Source organism: Pseudomonas sp. GW822-FHT07A10, from assembly GCF_058798795.1.
This window is the reverse complement of the sequence record NZ_JBXAKV010000012.1, coordinates 161,138-187,511: the sequence shown is the minus strand read 5'-3', so window position 1 is coordinate 187,511 and position 26,374 is coordinate 161,138. Positions and strand designations below refer to the sequence as shown.

General features: G+C 60.3%; 21 protein-coding genes. 11 read left to right on the top strand and 10 right to left on the bottom strand.

Annotation, left to right across the window (positions count from 1 at the left end):
• Positions 1–12 precede the first annotated feature (12 nt).
• The 9 genes from phaC (AC1RL4_RS20785) to AC1RL4_RS20745 form a co-directional block, all read right to left on the bottom strand.
• Entirely contained in the window at positions 13–1,695 is a 1,683-nt protein-coding gene (gene phaC / locus AC1RL4_RS20785) for a class II poly(R)-hydroxyalkanoic acid synthase (protein WP_019581846.1), read from the bottom strand.
• Positions 1,696–1,824: 129 nt separating this feature from the next.
• On the bottom strand, positions 1,825–2,679 hold the full coding sequence (phaZ, locus tag AC1RL4_RS20780; RefSeq protein WP_019581847.1) for a poly(3-hydroxyalkanoate) depolymerase: 855 nt from the start codon (positions 2,677–2,679) through the stop codon (positions 1,825–1,827).
• A 134-nt stretch (positions 2,680–2,813) separates the two neighbouring features.
• The gene (gene phaC, locus AC1RL4_RS20775) at positions 2,814–4,493 is read right to left on the bottom strand and encodes a class II poly(R)-hydroxyalkanoic acid synthase (RefSeq protein ID WP_007936808.1); all 1,680 of its coding nucleotides are present in this window, start codon (positions 4,491–4,493) and stop codon (positions 2,814–2,816) included.
• Between the two features lie 254 nt (positions 4,494–4,747).
• Entirely contained in the window at positions 4,748–5,125 is a 378-nt protein-coding gene (locus AC1RL4_RS20770) for a gamma-butyrobetaine hydroxylase family protein (protein ID WP_019581848.1), read from the bottom strand.
• Between the two features lie 95 nt (positions 5,126–5,220).
• A complete protein-coding gene (hslU, locus tag AC1RL4_RS20765) occupies positions 5,221–6,561 on the bottom strand; it encodes an ATP-dependent protease ATPase subunit HslU (protein ID WP_019581849.1) in 1,341 nt (446 codons plus the stop codon).
• A gap of 54 nt (positions 6,562–6,615) precedes the next feature.
• Entirely contained in the window at positions 6,616–7,146 is a 531-nt protein-coding gene (gene hslV, locus AC1RL4_RS20760) for an ATP-dependent protease subunit HslV (RefSeq protein WP_007936812.1), read from the bottom strand.
• Between the two features lie 297 nt (positions 7,147–7,443).
• Complete coding sequence (locus AC1RL4_RS20755; protein WP_028939616.1) at positions 7,444–8,154, bottom strand: SPOR domain-containing protein; 711 nt, start codon at positions 8,152–8,154, stop codon at positions 7,444–7,446.
• A 1-nt stretch (position 8,155) separates the two neighbouring features.
• Positions 8,156–9,892: an arginine--tRNA ligase gene (argS, locus tag AC1RL4_RS20750; protein ID WP_064615921.1), complete on the bottom strand. Its 1,737-nt coding sequence runs from the start codon at positions 9,890–9,892 to the stop codon at positions 8,156–8,158.
• A 222-nt stretch (positions 9,893–10,114) separates the two neighbouring features.
• Positions 10,115–12,334: a primosomal protein N' gene (locus tag AC1RL4_RS20745; protein ID WP_007936815.1), complete on the bottom strand. Its 2,220-nt coding sequence runs from the start codon at positions 12,332–12,334 to the stop codon at positions 10,115–10,117.
• Positions 12,335–12,664: 330 nt separating this feature from the next.
• On the opposite strand from AC1RL4_RS20745, the gene rpmE reads away from it, so the two are divergent.
• The 3 genes from rpmE to AC1RL4_RS20730 all read left to right on the top strand — a co-directional run bounded on the left by rpmE (position 12,665) and on the right by AC1RL4_RS20730 (position 15,158).
• A complete protein-coding gene (gene rpmE / locus AC1RL4_RS20740; RefSeq protein ID WP_018929146.1) occupies positions 12,665–12,883 on the top strand; it encodes a 50S ribosomal protein L31 in 219 nt (72 codons plus the stop codon).
• 35 nt (positions 12,884–12,918) lie between these two features.
• Positions 12,919–13,707: a thermonuclease family protein gene (locus AC1RL4_RS20735; RefSeq protein ID WP_230175600.1), complete on the top strand. Its 789-nt coding sequence runs from the start codon at positions 12,919–12,921 to the stop codon at positions 13,705–13,707.
• Between the two features lie 182 nt (positions 13,708–13,889).
• Positions 13,890–15,158, top strand: a complete 1,269-nt coding sequence (locus AC1RL4_RS20730) for a malic enzyme-like NAD(P)-binding protein (RefSeq protein ID WP_019581853.1) — start codon at positions 13,890–13,892, stop codon at positions 15,156–15,158.
• 133 nt (positions 15,159–15,291) lie between these two features.
• On the opposite strand, the gene AC1RL4_RS20725 is transcribed toward AC1RL4_RS20730, so the two are convergent.
• Complete coding sequence (locus AC1RL4_RS20725) at positions 15,292–17,730, bottom strand: penicillin-binding protein 1A (protein ID WP_371929199.1); 2,439 nt, start codon at positions 17,728–17,730, stop codon at positions 15,292–15,294.
• A gap of 217 nt (positions 17,731–17,947) precedes the next feature.
• Here AC1RL4_RS20725 and AC1RL4_RS20720 point away from each other — a divergent pair, with 217 nt between their 5' ends.
• The 8 genes from AC1RL4_RS20720 to AC1RL4_RS20685 all read left to right on the top strand — a co-directional run bounded on the left by AC1RL4_RS20720 (position 17,948) and on the right by AC1RL4_RS20685 (position 26,209).
• Entirely contained in the window at positions 17,948–19,012 is a 1,065-nt protein-coding gene (locus AC1RL4_RS20720; protein WP_019581855.1) for a pilus assembly protein PilM, read from the top strand.
• Positions 19,012–19,578, top strand: a complete 567-nt coding sequence (locus tag AC1RL4_RS20715; protein ID WP_230175601.1) for a PilN domain-containing protein — start codon at positions 19,012–19,014, stop codon at positions 19,576–19,578. Before AC1RL4_RS20720 ends, AC1RL4_RS20715 begins: the two co-directional genes overlap by 1 nt.
• Positions 19,575–20,198 carry a type 4a pilus biogenesis protein PilO gene (pilO, locus tag AC1RL4_RS20710; protein ID WP_019581857.1) on the top strand — a complete coding sequence of 208 codons (624 nt, stop codon included), beginning with the start codon at positions 19,575–19,577 and terminating at the stop codon, positions 20,196–20,198. The genes AC1RL4_RS20715 and pilO overlap by 4 nt, the downstream gene beginning before the upstream one ends.
• Complete coding sequence (locus tag AC1RL4_RS20705) at positions 20,195–20,722, top strand: pilus assembly protein PilP (protein ID WP_019581858.1); 528 nt, start codon at positions 20,195–20,197, stop codon at positions 20,720–20,722. The genes pilO and AC1RL4_RS20705 overlap by 4 nt, the downstream gene beginning before the upstream one ends.
• A gap of 13 nt (positions 20,723–20,735) precedes the next feature.
• Positions 20,736–22,811: a type IV pilus secretin PilQ gene (locus AC1RL4_RS20700; RefSeq protein WP_019581859.1), complete on the top strand. Its 2,076-nt coding sequence runs from the start codon at positions 20,736–20,738 to the stop codon at positions 22,809–22,811.
• A 4-nt stretch (positions 22,812–22,815) separates the two neighbouring features.
• Positions 22,816–23,334 carry a shikimate kinase AroK gene (aroK, locus tag AC1RL4_RS20695; RefSeq protein WP_019581860.1) on the top strand — a complete coding sequence of 173 codons (519 nt, stop codon included), beginning with the start codon at positions 22,816–22,818 and terminating at the stop codon, positions 23,332–23,334.
• 150 nt (positions 23,335–23,484) lie between these two features.
• Entirely contained in the window at positions 23,485–24,585 is a 1,101-nt protein-coding gene (gene aroB / locus AC1RL4_RS20690) for a 3-dehydroquinate synthase (protein WP_019581861.1), read from the top strand.
• A 10-nt stretch (positions 24,586–24,595) separates the two neighbouring features.
• Entirely contained in the window at positions 24,596–26,209 is a 1,614-nt protein-coding gene (locus AC1RL4_RS20685; RefSeq protein ID WP_230175602.1) for an AAA family ATPase, read from the top strand.
• Positions 26,210–26,374: the final 165 nt, after the last annotated feature.

Genomic DNA, 26,374 nt, shown 5'->3' with positions numbered 1-26,374 from the left:
GTTCATTGAACGTCAGCGCACGCGCACGTAAGTACCGGGCGCCGCCTCCATCGGTGGATAGTTCTGGTTGCCAAGGGTCATCAGGGTTTCGTGTTGAGTGCCGGAGCGTTCCTGAATCCAGCTCAGCCATTGTGTCCACCAACTGCCGTCGACGCGTTTGGCGTCGTAATACCAGGCCCGCGGGTCGCTGCTCAGTTTCGGGTTCTCGACGTAGTTGGCTTTCGAGTTGTGCGGCGGGTTGAGAATGCTCTGCACATGACCGCTGCTCGACAGCACGAAGCGCCGCTCGCCACCCAGCAGCAAGGTCGAGCGATACACCGCATCCCACGGGGTGATGTGATCGTTCATGCCGGCCACGCTGAAACTGTCGACGGTGACTTTCTGCAGGTCGATCGGAGTGCCGCACACTTCCAGCCCGCCCGGATGACTCAGCGGGTTGTGCTTGAAGAAGTCCAGCAGGTCGCCATGAAACGCTGCCGGCAGGCGCGTGTTGTCATTGTTCCAGTAGAGGATGTCGAACGCCGGTGGCTCCTTGCCCAGCAGGTAGTTATTGACGAAGTAATTCCAGATCAAATCGTTGGGGCGCATCCAGGCAAAAACCCTGGCCATATCGCGACCTTCCAGAACGCCCTTCTGATATGAGCGGCGCTTGGCCGCTTCCAGCGTTTGTTCGTCGACGAAGAGGGTGGCCGGGCTTTCTATCTGACTGTCGAGCAGGCTCACCAGATAGGTCGCGCTGGACACCCGCCGCAGCTGCCGCTTGGCCTGCAAGTGCCCTTGCAGCGCGGCGATGGTCAGCCCGCCGGCGCAGGCACCCATCAGGTTGACATCGCGGGAACCGGTGATCGCCCGGCACACATTCATCGCTTCTTCGGTGGCTTCGACGTAAGACGACAGCCCCCATTCGCGGTGACGCACATCAGGATTGCGCCAGCTGATCACGAAGGTCTGCAAGCCGTTTTTAAGGGCGAACTGGACGAAGCTGTTACTGGGGCTCAAGTCGAAAATGTAGAACTTGTTGATCTGTGGCGGCACGATCAGCAATGGCTTGGAATACTGTTTTTCGCTCATTGGCTTGTACTGGATCAGTTCCAGCAGCTCATTGCGAAACACCACGGAGCCGGTGGTGGTGGCGACTGTCTTGCCTACCTCGAATGCTTGTTTGGTGACCTGTCTGGGCAAGCCGTCGTTGTGCAGCAGGTCGTCGAGCAGATGGCCGATACCCCGCACCAGGCTGTGACCGCCAGAGTTGAAGATCTCCTTGACCGCCAGCGGATTGAGCAGGGTGTTGGACGGCGCCACGGCGTCGTTGATCAAGGCAAACGCAAAGTGGGCGCGGGCGCGATCGTCCGGGCTCAGGTTGCTCTCGTCGATCCAGTTTTTGACCTCCTTCTGCCAACTCAGGTAGGCCTGCAAGCTGCGGCGATAAAAAGGGTTGAGGCTCCACGCCGGGTCGGCAAAGCGATTGTCTTGCGGATTGATCGGGTGCAGGGTCTCACCCAACAACACGCGGCCAAGCTGGCCGCCCAGCTTCAAGGCATGCCGGGCCGTGTACACCGGGTTGCGCAGGCCATGGGTGGCCAGGCTGCGCAAGGTCGAAAGCAGGTCCCGGCCGCGCAGACCGGTCACCGCACTCTGTGCGTTGATGAATGCAGCGGGAGTGGGCAAGGAGCCCTTCGCTGGTTTGTCGCGCATGAGTCAACACTCCTTCGTCATCAGGCCAAAAACAAACTCACCGAACAAATCACCATAGACGTTGTTGCGGATTGTTGCGCGGTACGACGTCCTGTCGACGCACTTTTCCTGAACCAAATCCGGGGCAGGTCAACTGCCCGATGGCGCCGGATGCGGATGCATCACTGCGCGCTGACGTTCCTCTTCGAGAAACTTCATGATGATCGGTGCCACCGCTTCGGCCCGGGTAATCAAGAACAGATGCCCGTCGTCAATGATGTGCAGTTGGGCATTGGGAATTCGCCAGGCCAGCATGCGCATATTGATCAGCGGGATCAGTGGGTCGTCGTCGCCCGCCAGCACCAGGGTCGGCTGGTGGATCTTGTGCAGCCAGTGAATGCTGGTCCAGCCGAAGCCGGCGAACAGTTGCCAGTAGTAGCCCAGTTTGCCTGCCGAGCGAACCCGCGCGGCGTGACTGGCCGCCAGGGTCGGATCGCGACGGAACGAGCCGCCATAGATCATCGGTGCGATGCGAATCACATGGGACGGCTGGATGTAGCGTCGTGGGCTGGCCATCATCCATAGCACTTTCGGTTTGCCAGGCACCATCACTGTGCCGGCCGCCGTGGCTGCCAGCACCAGCTTCTTGCAGCGCTCGGGATAGTCATAGGCAAATTGCTGCGCCAGGGCGCCCCCCCATGACACGCCGATCACATTGACCTGCCCGTAATCGAGATAGTCGAGCATTCGCGCCGTCAGTTTCGCCAGGCCCGAAAAGCGATACGGCCGGCTGGGCGTCGATGAGCCGCCGACACCGGGTACGTCGAAGGCGATGACTTCCAGGTCCGGATCCAGCGCCTGGACGAACGGAAATATCAGCTCCAGGTTGGCACCGATGCCATTGAAAACCAGCAAGGGCGTCAAGTGAGGCTTGCCGGGGCGTACCGCGGTGCGGAGGGTCTGCCCATCCAGGTTGACGGTACGGAATATGAACGGTTGCGGCATGCACGAAGCCCTGTAGGTTTTAAACGCTGATTGGGCCATCCCGGGCCGTCGCAGAATATTCGAGGCTGGCCTCGAGGCTGATTAATGACAATCGCGGCACTTCCCAGTGCCGCGGACTGCGAGTTGTTTGAAGCTCAACGTTCGTGCACATACGTGCCTGGCGACGCCTCGCCCGCGGGATAGGCCTTGTTGCCAAGGTTGGCGGGGGACTTCTTCAGTTTGCCCGAGCGTTCGGCCTGCCACGCCTGCCAATGCAGCCACCAGGAGTCGGTGTGCTTGGTGGAGTTTTCCATCCAGTCCTCGGCCTTGACCGGCATGTCGGTGCTGGTCATGTAGCGTGCTTTCGGATTGCCCGGCGGGTTCAGAATGCTCTGGATATGCCCGCTGCTGGACAGCACGAACTCGACCTTGCCACCGAACAGTTGTGCCGACTTGTAGCAGGACTTCCACGGGGTGATGTGATCGTTGGTGCCGGCCAGGGAAAAGATGTCGGCATCGACCTGTTTGAGGTCGATCGGCGTGCCGCACACTTCCAGTGCGTTGGGGCGGATCAGTGGGTTGTTTTTGAACATCTCGATCAGGTCGCCGTGGAAAGCGGCCGGCAGGCGAGTGGTGTCGTTGTTCCAGAACAGAATGTCGAATACCGGTGGCTCGTTGCCTAACAGGTAGTTGTTGACCCAGTAGTTCCAGATCAAGTCGTTGGGGCGCATCCAGGCGAAGACTTTCGCCATGTCGCGACCTTCCAGCACACCGGCCTGGTAGGAATGGCGCTTGGCGGCTTCGAGGGTCTGCTCGTCGACGAACAGGGCCACGTCGCTGTCGAGGGTGGTGTCGAGCACGCTGACCAGCAGAGTCAGGGCGTTCACTTTCTTCTCGCCGATCGCTGCGTAGTGACCCAGCAGGGCAGTGCAGGTGATACCACCGGAGCAGGCGCCGAGCATGTTCACGTCTTTGCTGCCGGTGATCGCGGTGACTACATCGACTGCTTCCTTGAGTGCTTCGATGTAGGTCGACAGACCCCACTCGCGTTGCTCCTTGGTCGGGTTGCGCCAGCTGACGATGAACGTCTGCACGTTGTTGCGCAGGCAGAAGCGCGCCAGGCTCTTGTCCGGGCTGAGGTCGAAAACATAGAACTTGTTGATTTGCGGCGGCACCACCAGCAGTGGGCGTTCATGCACTTGCTCGGTGATCGGCTTGTACTGGATCAGCTCCAGCACGTCGTTGCGAAAGACTACCGCGCCTTCGGTCACGCCCAGACTCTTGCCGACTTCAAACGCGCCCATGTTGACCTGGCTCGGCATCCCGCCGTTGTGGATCAGATCTTTGGCCAGATGGGAGAGACCGTCAAGCAGGCTTTTGCCGCCGGTTTCGAAGAAGCGTTTTACCGCCGCCGGGTTGGCTGCCGTGTTGGTCGGGGCCATGGCTTCGGTCATGAGGTTGATCACGAAATGCCCGCGAGCGACGTCCTTGGGCGAGAGATTGCTCTTATCGATCCAGGTGTGGAGCTCCTTGCGCCACGCCAGATAAGTTTGCAAATAACGTTTGTAGAGAGGGTTCTGGCTCCAGGCCGGGTCGAGGAAACGGCGGTCGTCGCTTTGCGGTTGAAGCTCGGATTTTCCGAACAGCACGTTCTTGAGTTCGATGCCGAAATGGGCGACGTGCCTGGCACTGTGGATGGGTTGTCTGATGGCCTGGGTCAGCACCATTCGGGCAGAGCCCAGTAGATCCTTTCTACGCAGCCCAACAACAGGATTCAGTCCCAAGGTATTTTCTGAAGCCTGGAATTTCAGGTCATCGTTTTGCTTGTTACTCATCTACGACGCTCCATTGTCCTGAGGCGAGTACCTGAGCCCAGCTGTGTAGTCACACAATGCGCCAGGTACTACTGCTCGGGTGACCGTTGATTGCATAGCTGCTTTTCAGTTCAGAGAGCACTGCACGGAACTTGCCAGCTCCATTGGTTACCCGAGTTTAATTTTTTTCGCAAGCGGGCCAATCGTTGACCCGGCAGCCAAGCATTCAAACAGATGGAATTAGAAAATGCCCTCTAAATACCTCGAGGCCTGACCTAGAGCATCAGCTTGACGACTGACTCGTTCGGATCACGGGTCTTTCCAGCCGCTTTGAGTTCGGCAAGATAATCGTTCCACAGATCCTCTTGGCGCACCGCCAACTGGTACAGATATTCCCAGGTGAACAGGCCGCTGTCGTGGCCGTCGTCGAAGGTCAATTTCAGTGCGTACTGACCGGCTGGTTCGACCTTGCTCAGGCCTACGCCGATCTTGCCAAATTGCAGGATAGGTTTGCCGTGGCCCTGGACCTCGGCGGAAGGAGAGTGCACGCGAAGGAATTCTGCGGGCAGGTGATACTCCTCGCCGGACGCGTATTTGAGCGTCAGGGTTTTCGAGGCTTTGTGCAGTTTGATGTCGGTGGGGAGTTGGGTCATGGCAGGTCGTCCGTCTATGTGGAACGTTGTGCAGGAGCTGCCGCAGTCTACGGCAGCTCCTGCTGGGTTCACGTTCTCACAGGAGAGTAGGTGACCTACAGGATATAACGGGACAGGTCTTCGTTCTGTGCCAATTCGCCCAAGTGGCTGTTGACGTAATCGGCATCGATCAGGATCGCCTTTTCGTCATGGGTGCTGGCCAGATCGCCGGCACTGAACGACACCTCTTCAAGCAGACGCTCCAGCAAGGTGTGCAGGCGACGTGCGCCGATGTTCTCGGTCTTCTCGTTGACCTGCCAGGCAATCTCGGCAATACGCTTGATACCGTCCGGCTGGAACTCGATGAGCAGCCCTTCGGTTTTCAGCAGCGCGCAATACTGCTCGGTGAGTGATGCATGCGGTTCGCTAAGAATGCGTTCGAAATCTTCCGGGCTCAGGGCCTTGAGTTCGACCCGAATCGGCAGGCGACCTTGCAGTTCCGGCACCAGATCGCTCGGCTTGCTCAGGTGGAACGCACCGGAGGCGATGAACAGGATGTGGTCGGTCTTGACCATGCCCAGTTTGGTGTTGACGGTGCAGCCTTCGATCAGCGGCAGCAAGTCGCGCTGTACGCCTTCACGGGATACGTCGACGCCACCGGTATTGCCGCGCTTGGCGACCTTGTCGATTTCGTCGATGAACACGATGCCGTGCTGTTCGACAGCTTCCAGCGCCTTGGCCTTCAACTCTTCTTCGTTGACCAGGCGACCGGCTTCTTCGTCGCGAACCAGTTTCAGCGCTTCCTTGACCTTGAGCTTGCGGCTCTTGCGCTTGCCCTTGCCCATGTTGGCGAACAGGCTCTGCAACTGGTTGGTCATTTCTTCCATGCCCGGTGGCGCGGAGATATCGACGCCGGTGATTTCGGCGACTTCGATTTCGATCTCCTTGTCGTCCAGCTGACCTTCACGCAGGCGTTTGCGGAACAGCTGGCGGGTGTTGGAGTCCTGGGCCGGGGCTGCGTCTTCGTTGCTGAAGCCCATGCGTGCCGGTGGCAGCAAGGCGTCGAGGATGCGCTCTTCGGCGGCGTCTTCGGCGCGGTGGCGAACCTTGGTCATTTCCTGTTCGCGCAGCAGCTTGATCGCCGCGTCCGCCAGATCACGAATGATCGATTCGACGTCGCGGCCGACATAGCCCACTTCGGTGAATTTGGTCGCTTCGACTTTGATGAACGGAGCGTTGGCGAGTTTGGCCAGGCGACGGGCGATCTCGGTTTTACCGACGCCGGTCGGGCCGATCATCAGAATGTTCTTGGGGGTGACTTCGACGCGCAGCTCTTCGGGCAGCTGCATCCGGCGCCAGCGGTTGCGTAAGGCAATGGCGACGGCGCGTTTGGCATCGTCCTGGCCGATGATATGGCGATTGAGTTCGTGGACGATTTCACGGGGGGTCATGGGCATAGTAATTGGCGGTCCTCAAGCAAAAGTGAGCCGTGGCGCTAGGCCAAGACAGGCTTACTCAGCGAGATCCTGCTCCTCGATGGTGATGTTGTGGTTGGTGAACACGCAAATGTCGCCAGCGATGCCCAAAGCGGTTTCGACGATTTCCCGGGCCGACAGGTCGGTCTTTTTCAACAGCGCGCTGGCCGCAGCCTGGGCGTAGCCGCCGCCGGAACCCATGGCGATCAGGCCTTCTTCAGGCTCAACCACGTCACCGTTGCCGGTGATGATCAGGGAGGCGTCTTTGTTGGCGACCGCGAGCATGGCTTCGAGGCGGCTGAGGGAGCGGTCAGTGCGCCATTCTTTGGCGAGTTCGACAGCGGCGCGAACCAGGTGGCCCTGATGTTTTTCGAGTTGGCCTTCGAAGCGCTCGAAGAGGGTGAAGGCGTCAGCGGTAGCCCCGGCAAAACCGGCGATAACCTGACCGTGGTACAGGCGGCGAACTTTCTTCGCGTTGCCTTTCATCACGGTATTGCCGAGCGAAACCTGGCCGTCGCCGCCCATGACGACTTTGCCGTGGCGGCGAACTGAAACGATGGTGGTCAAGGGAGAGTCTCCACGCAGCGGGGCGAAAATGCCTTATGCCAACTCATATGGGGGTGGTGGAGCGTTTTTCAACTGTAGGACGCGGCGGGGGACGAGCGGTGTGTCATTTGCGAAGGCGGGTGCAAGTGAATCCCTGTGGCGAGGGGGCTTGCCCCCGTTCGGCTGCGAAGCAGTCGTAAATCCGGGCATCGCGGCTTGTCTGGCATACCGCAATGGCTGGGTTGGGAGCGCTTCGCGCTCCAGCGGGAGCAAGCTCCCTCGCCACAAAAGCAGATTGCTTCTGACTGTAAAGTGGGATCAGCGGCTCTGGCGTTGTTGTAACAACAGGTTACTGAAGCCACTGCCCGCCAATTGTTTCTGGGCGGTGGTCAGTTGTTCACGGTTGCTGAACGGGCCGACCAGCACCCGGTACCAGGTCTCGTCCTTCACTGTGCCGGATTCAACCGCCACGGCCTGACCCAGCAGGATGATCTGCGCCCGAACCTTGTCGGCATCGGCTTGCTTGCGGAACGAACCGGCCTGCAGGAAGAACTTGGTCACCGGCGCCGCTTTAGCCACCGGTGGCGCTGGCGGCGGAGTGATGCCGGCCAATGCCGCCTGAGCCCGGGCGGTGTCGATCTTCGCTGCTTCCGCAGGCGTCACCGGCGTGGTCGGAATGGCCGGCACTTGTGGTGTCGGCAGGGTTTTCTCAGGTACTGCATCCGGCGGCACGATCACTTCCGACTCCGGCAGCAAGGTGTAGAAGTCGTACTTCGGCTTCACCGGTTGCGTCGGGCTCGGCGGGGTCTTGTTGGCCTCGGCGATCTTGGTGGCTTTCTGTTGCTGCTCGACCTTCTCGCGCTTGACGCTGTCACTGCCCTTGCCCGGCTCCAGCTTCATCAGGAACACAATGAACGCGCCGACCGTCAGGCCGATGGCCATCCACAGCCAGCCCGGGATCGGTTGCTTTGCAGGGGCTTGGTAACGGCTGGCGCCACGCTTGGGTGCAGGTTTTTTCTTGGCAGCCAACTTACATACGCTCCAGAGTTTCCAGACCCAAGAGTTCCAGGCCTTGCTTGAGAGTGCGGCCGGTCAACGCAGCAAGGCGCAGACGGCTCTGCATTTGCGCCGGGGTGTCGGCGCCGAGGATCGGGCAGTTCTCGTAGAAACTGGAGAACAGGCCGGCAACATCGTAAAGGTAGGTGCAGAGAATGTGCGGCGTGCCTTTGTCGGACACGTTATTCAGGATTTCGCCGAACTGCGCCAGTTTCGCCGCCAGCTCATGTTCGTGCGGCGCTTCGAGGACGATTTGCCCTTCGACTTCGCTGAAATCCTTGCCGAGCTTGCGGAACACGCCGGCCACTCGGGTGTAGGCGTACAGCAGGTACGGTGCGGTGTTGCCTTCGAAGTTCAGCATCAGGTCGAAGTTGAAGCTGTAGTCGCTGGTGCGGTGCTTGGACAGGTCGGCGTACTTCACCGCGCCAATGCCCACGACCTTGGCGATGTTGCGCAGCTCGTCTTCGGCCAACTCCGGGTTCTTCTCCTTCACCAGCGTGTAGGCGCGTTCCTGAGCTTCGGTCAGCAGGTCGATCAGCTTCACGGTGCCGCCGTCACGGGTTTTGAACGGGCGGCCATCGGCGCCGTTCATGGTGCCGAAGCCCATGTGTTCCATTTCCATCGGATGGGTCACGAAGCCGGCCTGACGCGCGACCTGGAACACCTGCTGGAAGTGCAGGGCCTGGCGCTGGTCAACGAAGTACAGCGCGCGATCGGCTTTCAGCACGCCGCTGCGGTAGCGCACGGCCGCCAGGTCGGTGGTGGCATAGAGGTAGCCGCCATCGGCCTTGACGATGATCACTGGCAGCGGTTCGCCCTCGGCGTTCTTGAACTCGTCGAGGAACACGCACTGGGCGCCGTTGCTCTCGACCAGCATGCCTTTGGCCTTGAGGTCGTTGACCACGTTGATCAGGTCGTCGTTGTAGGCGCTTTCACCCATCACGTCGGCCATGGTCAGTTTGACGTTCAGCAGTTCGTAGATTTTCTGGCAGTGGGACAGCGAGATGTCCTTGAACTTGGTCCACAGCGCCAGGCAGTCCGGGTCGCCGGCTTGCAGCTTGACCACCAGGCCACGGGCGCGGTCGGCGAACTCTTCGGACTCGTCGAAGCGCTGCTTGGCGGCGCGGTAGAAGTTTTCCAGGTCCGATAGCTCGTCGCTGGTGATCGGGTTTTCCTGCAGATAAGCCATCAGCATGCCGAACTGGGTGCCCCAGTCGCCGACATGGTTCTGACGGATCACGGTGTCGCCGAGGAACTCCAGCACCCGGGCCACGCCGTCGCCGATGATGGTCGAGCGCAAGTGGCCGACGTGCATCTCTTTGGCCAGGTTCGGTGCCGACAGGTCAACCACGGTGCGCTGCACCGGGCCGGCCTTGCGTACGCCGATGTGGTCGTCGGCCAGGGCCGCGTCCAGGCGGGTCGCCAGGGCTTGGGTGTTCTGGAAGAAGTTCAGGAAGCCAGGACCGGCAATTTCGGCTTTGGAGACGTTTTCGTCAGCCGGCAGCGCGGCGATGATTTTCTCGGCCAGGTCACGGGGCTTCATGCCGGCCGGTTTGGCCAGCATCATCGCGATGTTGCTGGCGAAGTCGCCGTGGGTCTTGTCACGGGAGTTTTCCACCTGGATCGCCGGCGACAGGCCTTCAGGCAACACACCTTCGTTGACGAGTTGGGTGATGGCTTGTTGGATCAGCTGGCGAATGGTGTCTTTCATGGTCTTCTCTTTCGACCGCAGGCGCGGCGGCGCTTCAGTGCGCTGGTGGAAAAACTGGGCATTATCCGTTGCGAAGACGGGCTTGCCAACTATAGCGGGCAGGTTATGGATATGTGGTGACAAATCGGCCGCCTTCGCGGGCAAGCCTCGCTCCAGAGGCAGTGTGCGGATCAGCAAGATCCGTTGTAGGAGCGAGGTCTGCCCGCGATGGCGATTTTGAAATCAATACAAATCGACCGGATCGACATCCAAAGACCAACGCACTGCCCGCCCACTGGGCATCTGCTCCAAAGCCAGCAACCAACTGCTCAACAATCGATGCAGCGGCGCCCGGGCCGTGGCTTGCAGCAATAACTGTGCGCGATAGCGCCCGGCCCGGCGCTCCATCGGTGCCGGAACCGGCCCCAGCAACTCGATACCGGTCAGATGCTGTTCGGCCAGCAGTCGCTCGGCCTCGCTGCACGCTTCATCGAGGAACCCTTCGGCCTGCCCCGGTTTGTGCGCTTCGGCCCGCAGCAGCGCGAGATGCGCAAATGGCGGCAACCCGGCGGAGCGGCGTTCGCTCAATGCCTGTTCGGCAAAGGCGAAATAGCCCTGCTCGGTCAGTTGCACCAGCAGCGGGTGGTCCGCCAGGTGCGTCTGGATGATCACTTTGCCCGGCTCTTCGGCGCGGCCCGCGCGTCCGGCGACCTGGACGATCAACTGCGCCATGCGCTCGCTGGCGCGGAAGTCGCCGGAGAACAACCCGCCGTCGGCATCGAGAATCGACACCAGTGTCACCCGAGGAAAGTGGTGCCCTTTGGCAAGCATCTGTGTGCCGACCAGAATGCACGGCTGGCCTTTCTGGATGGTCGCGAACAGCTGATTCATCGCGTCTTTGCGTGAAGTACTGTCGCGGTCGACTCGCAGCACCGGGACGTCCGGAAATAGAATCCCCAGGCGTTCCTCGGCACGCTCGGTGCCGGCGCCCACGGGCCGCAAATCGACCTTGCCGCACTTTGGGCAATGTCGAGGCACGCGCTCGACGTAGCCACAATGATGGCAGCGCAATTCGCCCGAGCGCTGGTGCACGGTCATTCGCGCGTCGCAACGCTGGCATTCGGACATCCAGCCGCAATCGTGGCAGAGCAGCGTCGGGGCGAACCCTCGGCGATTGAGGAACACCAGCACCTGCTGGCCGGCGGCCAGGGTCTGACCGATGGCTTGCTGCATCGGCCCGGAAATGCCGCTGTCCAGTGGACGACTTTTCACGTCCAGGCGCAGGAAACGCGGTTGCTTGGCGCCGCCGGCGCGCTCATTCAGGCGCAGCAGGCCGTAACGACCGGTGTAGGCGTTTTGCAGGCTTTCCAGAGAAGGCGTGGCGGAGCCGAGGACAATCGGGATGTTTTCCTGCCGGGCGCGAACCAGCGCCAGATCGCGGGCGTGGTAGCGCAAGCCTTCCTGCTGTTTATAAGAGCCGTCGTGCTCTTCATCGATGATGATCAGGCCGGGGTTCTTCATCGGCGTGAACAGCGCCGAACGGGTGCCGATAATAATGTCGGCTTCGCCATCCCGCGCGGCCAGCCAGGCGTCCAGGCGCTCGCGGTCGTTGACGGCGGAGTGGATCAGTGCGATGCGTGCATTGAAGCGCTGTTCGAAGCGCGCCAGGGTTTGCGGGCCGAGGTTGATCTCCGGGATCAACACCAGGGCTTGCTTGCCGGCCTCAAGGGTTTCGCGGATCAGTTGCAAATAGACTTCGGTCTTGCCGCTGCCGGTGACGCCGGCCAGCAGGAACGCATGATAACTGTCGAACCCGGCGCGAATCGCTTCATAAGCGGCGCGCTGCTCCGGGTTGAGCGGCAATTCCGGTTGTGCCAGCCAGTGTTCGTGGCGAGCGCCGGGCGCGTGCCTGCGGATGTCTACCTGCACCAGATCCTTGGCCAGCAACAGATCGAGGCTGTCCTTGCTCAGCATCAGTTTGCTCAGCAACTGATGGGCGACGCCGTGGGGATGTTGCGCCAGGGTCGCCAGGGCTTCGCGCTGCCGCGGGGCGCGGGCGATGCGCGGGTCATCGAGGCTGGCGCCGGGCGCGGCGGACCAGAACCGCTCCTGACGGGCTTCGGCCAGCTCACCCTGACGCAGCAACACCGGCAGCGCCCAGCTCAATGTGTCGCCGAGGCTGTGCTGATAATACTGGGACGTCCACAGGCACAGCTTGAACAGCGCGGGTGGCAGCGGCGGTACCGCATCGAGCAGGGCCAGCGCCGGTTTGAGTTTTTCTGTCGGGACTTCGCTGTGGTCGGTGATCTCCACCAGAATCCCGATCATCTCCCGCCGGCCGAACGGCACCCGCAAACGCATGCCCGGGTGTAACTGGGCGCGCAGGACTCCGGCCGGGGCGCGATAGTCGAACAGGCGGCGCAGGGGCGAAGGCAGGGCGAGGCGCAGAATGGCGTTGGGCACGCGATTGTTTTCTCGATAGGGGAGCGATGACGAAGGCCGGGAGCCTAGCAGACGGTCGGATTTGTGTCCTCCATCAGGAAAACGTTCAAGTGTTGACGAGTGGATTTTAATGCCAGGCAAGGCGCTACGACGACTCATAGCGCGCTATGGGGAGGAGTAGCAACGCAGCATGGCGTTAAAAGACGCCGTCAACATTGAACAGTCTTTCCTGATGGAGGGCACCCACGACAGCTTGCGTGTTTGCAAAGGTCTGGTAGAATCCGCGGCCTAATTACGTGCGGTATTCAACAATAGTGTTGGGTGGCGGCACGCTAGCCTGAGGAAGACACCATGAAAGCTGATATCCATCCAGAATACCCAGCAGTTGCTGTTACCTGCAGCTGCGGCAACAAGTTCGAAACCCGTTCGACCTACGGCAAAGCCCTGGCGATCGACGTTTGCAACGAATGCCACCCGTTCTACACCGGTAAGCAAAAGACTCTGGACACTGGCGGCCGCGTTCAGCGTTTCGCAGACCGTTTCGGTGCTTTCGGCGCGAAAAAGGCCTAAGGCCGATCAACTTGGGAAGCCGTTACGGTTTTTCCATGCTGATGAAAAAGGCGTCCCTCGCGGGCGCCTTTTTTATGTCTGCGATTTGGCTTTCCGCTGCCCAGGCCTTCTGCCCGGCGCCGAGCGGGCTGACGCCGATCGCGGTGCAGCGGGTGGTGGATGGCGACACCTTGCGACTGAGCGATGGGCGCAGTGTGCGCATGATCGGTTTGAACACGCCGGAGCTGGGCAAGCAGGGTCGTTCCGACGAGCCGTTCGCCGTGGCCGCGCGCAAACGCCTGGAAGCCCTGGTGGCCGCCAGCGACGGGCGGGTCGGTTTGCTGCCGGGTAAAGAAGGCAAGGACCATTACGGCCGCACCCTGGCCCATGTCTACAGCGTCGATGGCGCCAACCTCGAAGCGCAGATGCTTGCTGAAGGTCTCGGTTTTCAGGTCGCGGTAGCGCCGAACGTCGATTTGGTCGGCTGCCAGCAGGCGGCGGAACGCAGTGCTCGTCAGGCCGGCCTCGGGCTGTGGCGCCAGTCACCTGTGCTGAAAGCGGAGCAGATCAACGCGTCCGGCTTCGCCGTGCTCAGTGGTCGTGTGAGCAAGGTTCAGCGCAATCGCGGCGGAGTTTGGATCGAGTTGCAGGATTCAGTTGTATTGCGGGTTGCACCCAATCTGCTGGGGCAATTCGATGGTGCGCCGCTTGAACAGCTCAAAGGCAAGCAAATCGAGGCTCGTGGCTGGGTCGTGGATCGTTCGCGCCGTGGCGGGCTGAAGCCTGGACAGGCGCGCTGGCTTTTGCCGCTGACCGATCCGGCGATGTTGCAGGTCGCACCGTAAGAAAAATTGTAGACATTTATTCTGTAGATTGTGAACAGTCTATCCCTTGTATTCCGTGGCTCTTGGCCCAAAGTCGTAGGGCAGGGCGCTTGACAGGGGTGACTGGTCAGTCTTGTGGGGACTTTGCGACACGAGTATCCTCGGCGGTCCGTCTGTCCAACAGTAAAAAGCGGAATGCCCACATGTCTGATTTGAAAACTGCCGCTCTCGAATATCACGCCAATCCTCGTCCAGGGAAGCTGAGTGTCGAGCTCACCAAGGCCACTGCTACCGCCCGCGACCTGTCGCTGGCCTACAGCCCCGGCGTAGCCGAACCAGTACGCGAAATCGCCCGCGATCCTGAACTGGCCTACAAATACACCGGCAAAGGCAACCTGGTTGCAGTCATTTCCGATGGCACCGCGATTCTGGGCCTGGGTAACCTCGGTCCATTGGCTTCCAAGCCGGTAATGGAAGGTAAAGGTGTTCTGTTCAAGCGCTTCGCCGGCATCGACGTGTTCGACATCGAAGTCGACTCCGAAAGCCCGCAAGCCTTCATCGACACCGTCAAGCGTATCTCCATCACCTTCGGTGGCATCAACCTGGAAGACATCAAGGCACCTGAGTGCTTTGAAATCGAGCGCGCTCTGATCGAGCAGTGCGATATTCCGGTATTCCACGATGACCAGCACGGTACTGCGATCGTGACCGCTGCCGGCATGATCAACGCCCTGGAAATCGCTGGCAAAACCCTGGCTGACGCCAAGATCGTCTGCCTGGGCGCCGGTGCTGCCGCCATCTCCTGCATGAAATTGCTGGTGAGCATGGGCGCCAACATCGAAAACATCTACATGGTTGACCGTACCGGTGTGATCCACTCCGGCCGTGATGACCTGAACCAGTACAAGGCTGTCTTCGCTCACGCGACCGACAAGCGTACCCTGGCTGACGCCCTGGAAGGCGCTGACGTGTTTGTTGGCCTGTCCGGCCCGAACCTGCTGAGCGCTGAAGGCCTGAAATCCATGGCGGCCAACCCGATCGTGTTCGCATGCTCGAACCCGGATCCGGAAATCTCCCCGGAACTGGCGCACGCCACTCGCAACGACGTGATCATGGCCACTGGCCGTTCGGACTACCCGAACCAGGTCAACAACGTACTGGGCTTCCCGTTCATCTTCCGTGGTGCCCTGGACGTTCGCGCCAAGCGCATCAACGAAGAAATGAAAGTGGCTGCCGCCAACGCCCTGCGTGAACTGGCCAAACTGCCAGTGCCTCAGGAAGTGTGCGACGCCTACGGTGGCATCAAGCTGGAATTCGGTCGTGAGTACATCATCCCGAAACCAATGGATGCCCGTCTGATCACCGTGATCTCCGATGCCGTGGCCAAGGCTGCGATCGAGACCGGCGTGGCGACCCTGCCGTATCCGAAGAACTACCCGCTGAAAAGCGTGGATGACGTGTTCAACGGCTAAGCCGTTGTAGCGCTTCAACCAAAGGCCCCGGCTCATTCTGAGTCGGGGCTTTTTTGTATCTGAGGGGTTTGCAGACAGGCAATAAAAAGCCCCGCACTTCTTTCGAAGGCGGGGCTTTTTGGTGTTGTGGCGATCAGAACAAATCGATCGGCGCCGCTTCGTCCGCTGGCAGCGGGCTGCCTGGCACATTGCCGTTACCCAGCTCATTCACCGACGGTGGCGTATCTTCGGCCTTGAACAGCTCAAAGTAGGCACCTGGCGTGCTTGGGGTGGCTGCACGACCGCTGACCGGGTCGACCCGCAGGCTGAGGATGCCTTCAGGTTCCGGCTGGGTATGAGGTGGCTTGCCTTTGAGGGCGGCGCCCATGTAGTTCATCCAGATCGGCAGGGCGACAGTGCCGCCGAACTCGCGTTTGCCCAGGCTTTCTGGTTGGTCGAAGCCGGTCCAGACGGTGGTCACGTAATCGGCGTTGTAGCCGGAGAACCAGGCGTCCTTGGATTCGTTGGTGGTGCCGGTCTTGCCCGCAATGTCACTGCGGCCCAAGGCCAGTGCGCGACGGCCAGTGCCGAGTTTGATCACGTCCTCAAGCATGCTGTTGAGGATGTAGGTGGTGCGACCATCGATGATACGTTCGGCCACCGCTGGCGCTTGTGACACTGGCTGGGCGCTCGGCGCTTCGCCTGGGGTGGCGTTGACGGTGAAGGTATTGGCGGCCGGCACGGCGATGCCGTCGCTGACTACGTTGCCTTTCGGAACGCTCGGCGGGTTGGCAACGAACAGTGTGTCGCCGTTGCGGCTTTCGATCTTGTCGATGATATACGGGGAAATCTTGTAGCCGCCGTTGGCGAAGGTGCTCCAGCCAGTAGCGATTTCCATTGGCGTCAGGGTCGCGGTGCCCAGTGCCAGGGACAGGTTGCGTGGCAGATCCTGCTTGTTGAAGCCGAACTTGCTGATGTAGTCGATGGTGCGGTCGACGCCCAGTGCTTGCAGCAGACGGATCGATACCAGGTTGCGCGACTTGTAGAGCGCTTCACGCATGCGGATAGGGCCGAGGAAGGTGTTGGTGTCGTTCTTCGGGCGCCAGACCTTGTCCAGGTATTCGTCGACGAACACGATCGGTGCGTCGTTCACCAGGCTGGCGGCGGTGTAGCCGTTATCCAGGGCGGCACTATAGACGAACGGCTTGAAGCTCGAACCCGGCTGACGCTTGGCCTGCATGGCGCGGTTGTAGTTGCTCTGCTCGAAGGCAAAACCGCCGACCAGGGAGCGAATGGCACCGTTCTGCGGGTCGAGGGATACCAGTGCGCCCTGGGCCTGCGGAATCTGGCTGAATTTGAGCGAATTGTCCGGCTGACGTTGTACGCGAATCAGATCGCCGACCTGCGCGACGTCCGACGGCTGTTTCGGATTGGCGCCCATGCTGTTGGTGTTCAGGAACGGACGGGCCCACTTCATGGTGTCCCAGGCAACGTGTTCTTCGCCGGTGCGGGTCAGCACCTGCACGCCGTTCTTGTCGACCTGGGTCACGATCGCCGGTTCCAGGCTGCTGATGGTCCGCTGCTTGGTCAGTTCCAGGGTCCAGGCCTCTCGGGTTTTACCCGGCAGGCGTGACTCGGGGCCGCGATAACCGTGCCGTTGATCGTAGGTCATCAAGCCTTCGTGAACCGCGCTGTTGGCCATTTCCTGCAAATCGCTCGGCACCGTGGTGGTGACGCGGAAACCTTCGGTGTACGCATCGCTGCCATAGCGACCGACCATTTCGGCGCGGGCCATTTCGGCGACGTACGGTGCGTTCACTTCCGGGGTCGGCACGTGATAGCTGGCGTTCAGCGGTTCGTTGATCGCCGCGGTGTAGTCGGCTTCGGTGATCTTGCCGAGCTTGTACATGCGCCCCAGGATCCAGTCGCGACGCTCCTTGCTGCGGGCCGGGTTGGCCAGCGGGTTGAAGCGCGATGGGGCTTTTGGCAGACCGGCGATCATCGCCATCTGCGCCAGGCTGACGTCACGAATCGACTTGCCGTAATAGACCTGCGCCGCTGCCTCGATGCCATAGGCGCGGTTGCCCAGGTAAATCTTGTTGACGTACAGCTCGAGGATTTCGTCCTTGGTCAGCTGCCGTTCGATCTGCAGGGCCAGGAGAATTTCGGTGGTTTTGCGCGAGAAGCTGCGTTCGCTGCTCAGGAAGAAGTTCTTCGCCACCTGCATGGTGATGGTGCTGCCGCCGGACTGAATGTGTCCGCTCTTTACCAGCTGGGTGGCGGCACGCATCAGGCTGCTGGGATCGACGCCATAGTGGTTGGCGAAATTGTCGTCTTCAGCACTTAGTAACGCATTAATGAAATTGGGGGGAATGTCGGCGAAACGGATCGGCGTACGGCGCATTTCGCCAAATTCTGCGATCAACTTGTTGTCGCTGCTGTACACCCGCAAAGGAATCTGCAACTGAATGCTTCTCAGCGCCTCCACAGATGGCAATCCAGGGCTAAGGTAAAGAAAGGCGCCGCTCAGACCCAGGAGCAGTCCGCAGAAAACGGCGACGATGGACCAACCGAAGAATTTCAGCAGACGAATCAAGGCTTTTGGATATCCAGGGCAAAGAATGAATTAGGCATCAGGGTTCAGGCTATAAAGAGAATGACCCGCGCTTGCAGTGAAAGCGGAAAAACGCTCGGCATTATAAGCATTTTTCCGCAGGGAGCGTCATTTGCGCTTCTGTCAAGACGGGGGGTATTGAACGCAATGGATATTACAGAGTCCGTAACTCACGGATAGTCATAGGGAATTGGTAGTGCTAGGACTCTTCAATAAAAAAACCAATGCGCTTCTGGGGATCGACATCAGCTCTACGTCGGTGAAGCTGTTGGAGTTAAGCCGCCAAGGCGACCGTTATCGGGTCGAGGCCTATGCGGTCGAGCCGCTGCCCGCCAGTGCCGTGGTCGAAAAAAATATTGCCGAGCTCGAAGGCGTGGGGCAGGCCCTTGCGCGCGTGCTGCTCAAGGCCAAAACCAGCCAGAGGAACGTCGCCGTGGCGGTCGCCGGCTCGGCGGTGATCACCAAGACCATCGAGATGGACGCCGGTCTTTCCGACGACGAGATGGAAAACCAGCTGAAGATCGAGGCCGATCAGTACATCCCGTATCCGCTGGATGAAGTGGCGATCGACTTCGAAGTGCAAGGCGCGTCAGTGCGCAATCCCGAGCGGGTCAATGTGCTGCTGGCCGCCTGTCGCAAGGAAAACGTCGAGGTTCGTGAAGCGGCCCTGGCCCTGGCCGGGCTGACCGCGCGAGTAGTCGATGTCGAAGCCTATGCCCTGGAGCGATCCTTCGGCTTGCTGGCAACCCAGTTGGCCGCCTCTCAGGAGCATCTGACCGTGGCGGTGGTCGATATCGGCGCCACCATGACCACCCTGAGCGTGTTGAACAATGGGCGGATCATCTACACCCGCGAACAATTGTTCGGCGGCCGACAACTGACGGAAGAAATCCAGCGCCGTTATGGCCTGACGGTCGAGCAGGCAGGGTTGGCGAAGAAACAGGGCGGTTTGCCGGACGATTACGTCAGTGAGGTCTTGCAGCCGTTTCGGGATGCGTTGGTGCAACAAGTATCGCGCTCATTGCAGTTTTTCTTTGCCTCCGGCCAATACAGCTCGGTCGATCACATTCTCCTGGCCGGCGGCACTGCCTCGGTCCCAGGGCTGGATCGGTTGATCGAGCAGCGCCTGGGTACGCCGACCCAGGTCGCTAACCCATTCTCCGACATGACCCTGAGCAGCAGGGTCAATGCCAGTGCCCTGGCGAGCGATGCGCCGGCACTGATGATCGCCTGCGGGCTGGCCCTCAGGAGTTTCGACTGATGGCGCGGATCAATCTTTTACCCTGGCGTGAAGAGTTGCGCGAAGCGCGGCGCAAACGCTTTTTGCTGGCGTTGGTCGGTGTGCTGGCAGGGTCGGTGGGGGCGCTGCTGATCACGGACCAGGTCATTAACAGCGCCATTGATCGACAAGTCGCGCGCAACGATTACATCGCCAAGCAGATTGCCGTGGTCGATGAGCGGATCAAACAGATCAGCGATCTGAAGGCTCGTCGCCAGCAGCTCGTCGAGCGCATGCGCATCATCCAGGACCTGCAAGGCAACCGGCCGATCAGCGGGAGGATCTTCGATCAGTTGGCGCGCACCTTGCCGGACGGCGTGTATTTCACCGAAGTGAAAATGGTCGGCAAGACCTTGTCCATCACCGGCGCGGCGGAGTCCAACAATCGTGTTTCGGATTTGATGCGCAATCTAGATGCATCCGACTGGTTCGATGCGCCCAATCTCACGGAAGTCAAAGCGAACACCGCCGGTCAGCTGGATCAGGCCAATGTTTTTCAGTTGACCGTCCGTCAGACTCAGCCGGCAATTGTGGGGGGGGCTAAATGAGGCCGTCCGAATGGCTCGAAGGGTTGCGCCAGATCGACATCAGCGATCTGGACACCAACAACATGGGTTCCTGGCCAAGGGCGATCAAGGTCCTTGCGAGTGTTCTGCTGATGGTGCTGGTGCTGGCCCTGGGCTATAGCTTCCTGATCAGCGACCTGCAAAGCCACCTGGAACTCAAGCGTGAGGAGGAGTCGACGCTCAAGGAGCAGTTCGCGACCAAAGCCCACATGGCGGCCAATCTTGAGCTGTATACCCAGCAGATGAAGGAAATGGAGAATTCCTTCGGCATGCTATTACGGCAATTGCCCAGCGACACCGAAGTGCCCGGCCTGCTGGAGGACATCACCCGCACCGGCCTGGGCAGCGGCCTGGAATTCGAAGAGATCAAGCTGCTGCCGGAGGTCACCCAGCAGTTCTACATCGAACTCCCTATCCAGATCACCGTCACCGGCGCTTATCACGACCTGGCCACTTTCGTCAGCGGCGTGGCGGGGTTGCCGCGGATCGTCACCCTGCATGATTTCGACCTGGTGCCGGCCAATCCCGAAGGCGGTCCGAAGCTGCGCATGAGCATCCTTGCCAAGACCTACCGCTACAACGACAAGGGGTTGCAGAAATGAACCCGATTCGTTGCCTGTCGATGGTTATGTGCCTGGTCGCCCTGGCCGGTTGTGGCGGTGACAATGGTTTCAGCGACATCGACGCCTACCTGAACGAAGTGCGCCTGCGAGCGCCCGGCAAGATTGAACCAACGCCGACATTCCAGTCTTATCCGACATTCACCTACAGCGCTGCCAACCTGCGCAGCCCGTTCTCCCGGCAGGTCAGAGTCGATCTGGCTGGCCAGAAGCACGGCTCGCGCAACGTCAAACCCGACCTCAATCGGGTCAAGCAGTACCTCGAAGGCTTCAACATCGAGCAATTTGAAATGGTCGGCACAATCTCCAATGCCTCCGGCTCCTTTGCGCTGCTGCGCGGGGCGGGCGGTGTGCATCGGCTGAAAGTCGGCGATTACCTGGGACGTAATGATGGGCGGATCGTCGCCATCAGCGCTTCGCAAGTCGATGTGGTCGAAATCGTTCCCGATGGCGAAGGCGCCTGGCTGGAGCGGCCGCGGACCATCCCTTTGAAAGAGCACTCATAGTGGAACTCGAACAATGAACAGGATTTTCTCAACCTTCGGTATTTCGCTATGGATAGCGTTTCTGTCGCCGTTGGTACAGGCGGCCAACCTCAAAGCGCTGGATGTCGCCGCGCTGCCTGGTGACCGTGTCGAGCTGAAGTTGTCGTTCGACGGGCCACCACCGCAGCCGCATGGCTATACGACGGAGCAGCCTGCGCGGATTGCGCTGGACCTGCCGGGGGTTACCAGCCAGCTGGCGAACAAAAGTCGTGACCTGGGCGGCGGCAATGCCCGCAGCGCCACGGTGGTGGAAGCCAAGGACCGCACGCGGCTGATCATCGGTCTGACTCAACTGACTCCGTATAACGCACGTGTCGAAGGCAACAACCTGTTTGTGGTTGTCGGGCAGGCGGCCGGTAACAAGGCGTCCAAGCCGATTGCCAGCGCACCACGCGCGGCCACGGCGGTACCCGCGCCCGCCAGAGCCAGTGCTCCCGTGGGCAAGGCTATTCGTGGCGTGGATTTCCAGCGCGGTACCCAGGGTGAAGGCAACGTGGTTATCGATTTGTCGGATCCGTCCATCGCCCCGGACATCCAGGAACGCGATGGCAAGATCATCGTCGGCTTCACCAAAACCCAATTGCCTGAGCGGTTGCGCGTCCGTCTCGACGTCAAGGATTTCGCTACCCCGGTGCAGTTCGTCAACGCCAGCGCCACGGGCGACCGGGCCATCATCAGCATCGAGCCCAGCGGCGCCTTCGATTATTCGACCTACCAGACCGATAACAAACTGACCGTCAGCATCCGGCCGATGACTGTCGATGACTTGCAAAAACGCAACGCCGAACGTTTTGCCTACAGCGGCGAAAAGCTCTCGTTGAACTTCCAGGACATCGATGTGCGCTCGGTGCTGCAACTGATCGCCGATTTCACCAACCTCAATCTGGTGGCCAGTGACACGGTGCAGGGCGGCATCACGTTGCGCCTGCAGAATGTGCCGTGGGATCAGGCGCTGGACCTGGTGTTGAAAACCAAAGGCCTGGATAAACGCAAGATTGGCAATGTGTTGCTGGTGGCGCCGGCCGATGAAATCGCCGCCCGGGAGCGTCAGGAGCTGGAGTCGCAGAAGCAAATCGCCGAACTGGCGCCTCTGCGTCGCGAACTGTTGCAGGTCAATTACGCCAAGGCAGCCGATATCGCCAAGCTGTTCCAGTCGGTGACCAGCGCCGAGGCGAAAGTCGACGAGCGCGGTTCAATCACTGTCGATGAGCGGACCAACAACATCATTGCCTACCAGACCCAGGACCGCCTCGACGAATTGCGTCGCATCGTTGCACAGCTGGATATTCCGGTGCGTCAGGTGATGATCGAGGCGCGCATCGTTGAAGCCAACGTTGATTACGACAAAAGCCTCGGCGTGCGCTGGGGCGGTTCGGTGCAGAAGGGTAATTGGAATGGCTCCGGGGTCAACGGCTCCTCGACCACCGTTGGCACGCCGGGCAGCACCAGCACCAACTCGCCGTTCGTCGACCTAGGGACTTCCTCCAACACCTCGGGGATCGGCATCGCCTTCATTACCGACAATGTGCTGCTGGACCTTGAGCTGACGGCCATGGAAAAAACCGGCAACGGGGAAATCGTCTCGCAGCCCAAGGTGGTCACGTCTGACAAGGAAACCGCGAAAATCCTCAAGGGCACCGAAATCCCCTATCAGGAAGCCAGCTCCAGCGGTGCCACTTCAGTGTCGTTCAAGGAAGCCTCGCTGTCCCTGGAAGTGACGCCGCAGATCACCCCGGACAACCGCATCATCATGGAGGTCAAGGTCACCAAGGACGAACCGGACTACCTGAACAAAGTGCAGGATGTACCGCCGATCAAGAAAAACGAGGTCAACGCCAAGGTATTGGTCAACGACGGCGAGACCATCGTGATTGGTGGGGTTTTCTCAAATACTCAGAGCAAGGTTGTAGATAAGGTGCCATTTCTCGGTGATGTGCCGTATCTTGGCCGCCTTTTCCGGCGTGACGTGGTTTCGGAGAAAAAATCCGAGCTGCTGGTATTTCTCACTCCGCGTATCATGAACAATCAGGCGATTGCTGTGAGTCATTGATTCTGTGCGAAATTTGATTCTTGTTGGACCGATGGGGGCTGGAAAAAGCACCATCGGCCGGTTGCTGGCCAAAGAGCTGCGCCTGCCGTTCAAAGATTCCGATAAGGAAATTGAATTGCGCACGGGCGCCAATATCCCGTGGATTTTCGATAAAGAAGGCGAACCGGGTTTTCGTGACCGCGAGCAGGCGATGATTGCCGAGCTGTGCGCGTCCGACGGCGTGGTGTTGGCGACCGGTGGCGGAGCGGTAATGCGCGAGGCCAATCGTCGGGCGCTGCACGCCGGTGGTCGGGTGGTCTATCTGCACGCGTCTGTCGAGCAGCAAGTGGGCCGAACGGCTCGCGATCGCAATCGGCCACTGCTGCGTACCGCCGATCCGGCCAAGACCCTGCGGGACTTGCTGGCGATCCGTGACCCGCTGTATCGGGAAATCGCCGACCTGGTGGTGGAAACCGATGAGCGGCCGCCGCGGATGGTGGTGCTCGATATTCTCGAACGCTTGCAGCAGCTGCCGCCCCGTTAATGCACGGGGCGAAATGCGCTATCCTCGGCGTCCTGTCGCAGCCGCTCAAGGTTGTGGCGGATGGCTACCGGACGGCGTCACACCAGCAGACGCCATGGAATTCGTAAACTCAAGGCAGGACGCCTGATTCCATCTTCACTGTGGGGACACATGCAGACACTCAAGGTCGATCTAGGCGAGCGCAGCTACCCGATTCATATTGGCGAAGGTTTGTTGGATAAGCCTGAGCTGCTGGCCCCGCATATTCGCGGGCGGCAGGTGGCGATCATCTCCAACGAGACCGTCGCGCCGCTCTACCTCGAGCGTCTGACCCGCAGTCTGGCGCAGTTCTCGGTCATTTCCGTGGTGCTGCCCGATGGCGAAGCCTTCAAGACCTGGGAAACCCTGCAACTGATTTTCGATGGCCTGCTGACCGCTCGGCACGACCGTCGCACCACAGTGATTGCCCTCGGTGGTGGCGTGATCGGTGACATGGCCGGTTTTGCCGCGGCCTGCTACCAGCGGGGCGTCGATTTCATCCAGGTGCCGACCACGTTGCTGTCGCAAGTCGATTCTTCGGTGGGCGGCAAGACCGGGATCAATCATCCGCTGGGCAAGAACATGGTCGGCGCCTTCTATCAGCCCAATGTGGTGCTGATCGATACCGCCACCCTCAATACACTGCCGGCCCGCGAACTGTCTGCCGGGCTGGCGGAAGTCATCAAGTACGGGCTGATCTGCGACGAGCCGTTCCTGACCTGGCTTGAAGAAAACGTCGATCGCCTGCGCGCCCTGGACCAGGCCGCCCTGACTTACGCCATCGAACGTTCCTGTGCGGCCAAGGCTGCGGTGGTGGGTGCCGACGAGAAAGAGACCGGCGTGCGTGCCACGTTGAACCTGGGGCATACCTTCGGCCACGCGATCGAAACCCATATGGGCTATGGTGTCTGGTTGCATGGTGAAGCAGTCGCTGCTGGCACCGTGATGGCTTTGGAAATGTCCGCGCGCTTGGGCTGGATCAGCGAAGAGGAGCGTGATCGCGGTATTCGCCTGTTCCAGCGCGCCGGCCTGCCGGTCATTCCGCCGGAAGAGATGACCGAAGCCGATTTTCTCGAACACATGGCAATTGACAAGAAAGTGATCGACGGTCGTTTGCGCCTGGTGCTGCTGCGCCATATGGGCGAAGCAGTGGTGACCGACGATTATCCGAAAGAGGTTTTACAGGCCACGCTGGGAGCGGATTACCGCGCCCTGGCTCAGCTTAAAGGTTAATAAGATCCCGATGACTAGTTTGCATGCCGACGAGGCTTTCCTCGGCCATTACCAGTTAAGTCATGACCCTTTCGCTCCACGGGTGCCTGGCTTCAAATTCTTCCCGGCCCAGCGCAAGCCGGTGCTGGGCCAGTTGCATCACCTGGCTCGCTACAGCCAGTTGCTGCTGGTGGTCACCGGCCCGCAAGGCAGCGGTAAAACCCTGTTGCGTCAGGCCCTGGTGGCCAGCACCAACAAACAGTCAGTGCAGAGCGTGGTGGTTTCCGCCCGTGGCGCCGGCGATGCCGCTGGCGTGCTGAATCAAGTGGCTCAGGCGCTGGACGTTGCTCAGGCCGAGATCGGTGCGATCCTGGCTCAAGTGGTGCAGCTTGCGCTCACGGGGCAGGAAGTCTATTTGCTGGTGGATGACGCCGAGCAACTCGACGAGTCTGCACTGGAAGCCTTGTTGGCCCTGGCTGCCGGCGCACCGGAAGGTCGTCCGCATGTATTCCTGTTCGGTGAGTCCTCGTTGATTGCTCAACTTGATGCGCTGAGTCTCGAGGAAGAGCGTTTTCACGTCATCGAATTGCAGCCCTACACCGAAGAAGAAACCCGCGAATATCTGGATCAGCGTCTCGAAGGTGCTGGCCGGGGAATCGAACTTTTCACCGCGGATCAGATCTCTGATATTCACGAAAGCTCCGACGGTTGGCCTGGCAACATCAACCAGGTCGCCCGCGATGCAATGATCGAAGTCATGATTGCCAGCCGCTCAGCGGTCAAGCGTCCAAGTATGGGGTTCAACATGCCGAAGAAACACGTATTGGCAATTTCCGCCGTCGTCGTGGTCGCGGTAGCTGCCGCCTGGTTGATGCCAGGTCGCAACAAAGCACCGACCACCGGCGCGCCTGCCAACGAACAGGCACAACTGCCGCTGGGCCAGGGCACGCCAAAACCTAACAGCGCAGGCGCTCCCTCCGTGGAGTTCGCCGGTAATACGCAACCGATGCCATTGCCGTTGGTCGGTAACTCGCAGCCAGTGATGCGTGGTCCGTTGGCCGAAGCGGCTGGAGGCATTACCGAAGGCGATGATGGCGTACCGGTCGAAGGTTCCAGCGCCACACCGCCGACCGTGACCACCACTGCGCCACCGGCAGGCGTTCCAGCGGGGCCCGCGCCGACACCGGCCGCCAAGCCGACGCCTGCGCCGACTCAAGTCGCGACCGCCAAGCCTGTCGCGCCTGCGGCCAAGCCAGCGCCAGCGCCTGCACCGGCTGCCAAACCGGCTCCAGCGCCCGCCAAACCGGCCGTCGTGGCCAAACCCGCCGAGAAGCCAGCTGCCGTGGCCAAAGCCGCTGGTGGCAGCTGGTACGCAGGCCAGGCACCGGGCAGCTACGTAGTGCAGATCCTTGGCACCAGCTCCGAATCGACCGCGCAAAACTTCGTCAAGGAGCAGGGCGGCGAGTACCGTTATTTCAAGAAAGTGCTCAACGGCAAGCCGCTTTACGTCATCACCTACGGTAGCTTCGCCAACCGCGATGCAGCCGTTACTGCCATCAAGGCCTTGCCAGCGAAGGTTCAGGCTGGTAAACCTTGGCCTCGCACTGTCGCCAGCGTCCAACAGGAACTGGCAACAACTCGCTGAAGATTCGGCGGCCTTACCCAGGCCGCCTCTCCAAGCACCTCAAAATTTCTACAAGCGCATGCCGCCAACAGTCCCTACGGCCGCGTGCCTTGTGGTGTCTGCGTCACAGTAGTCTTTGAGTCGCTGCGGTCAAAATTAAAAAAGTTTTGACTAGCACAGCATATC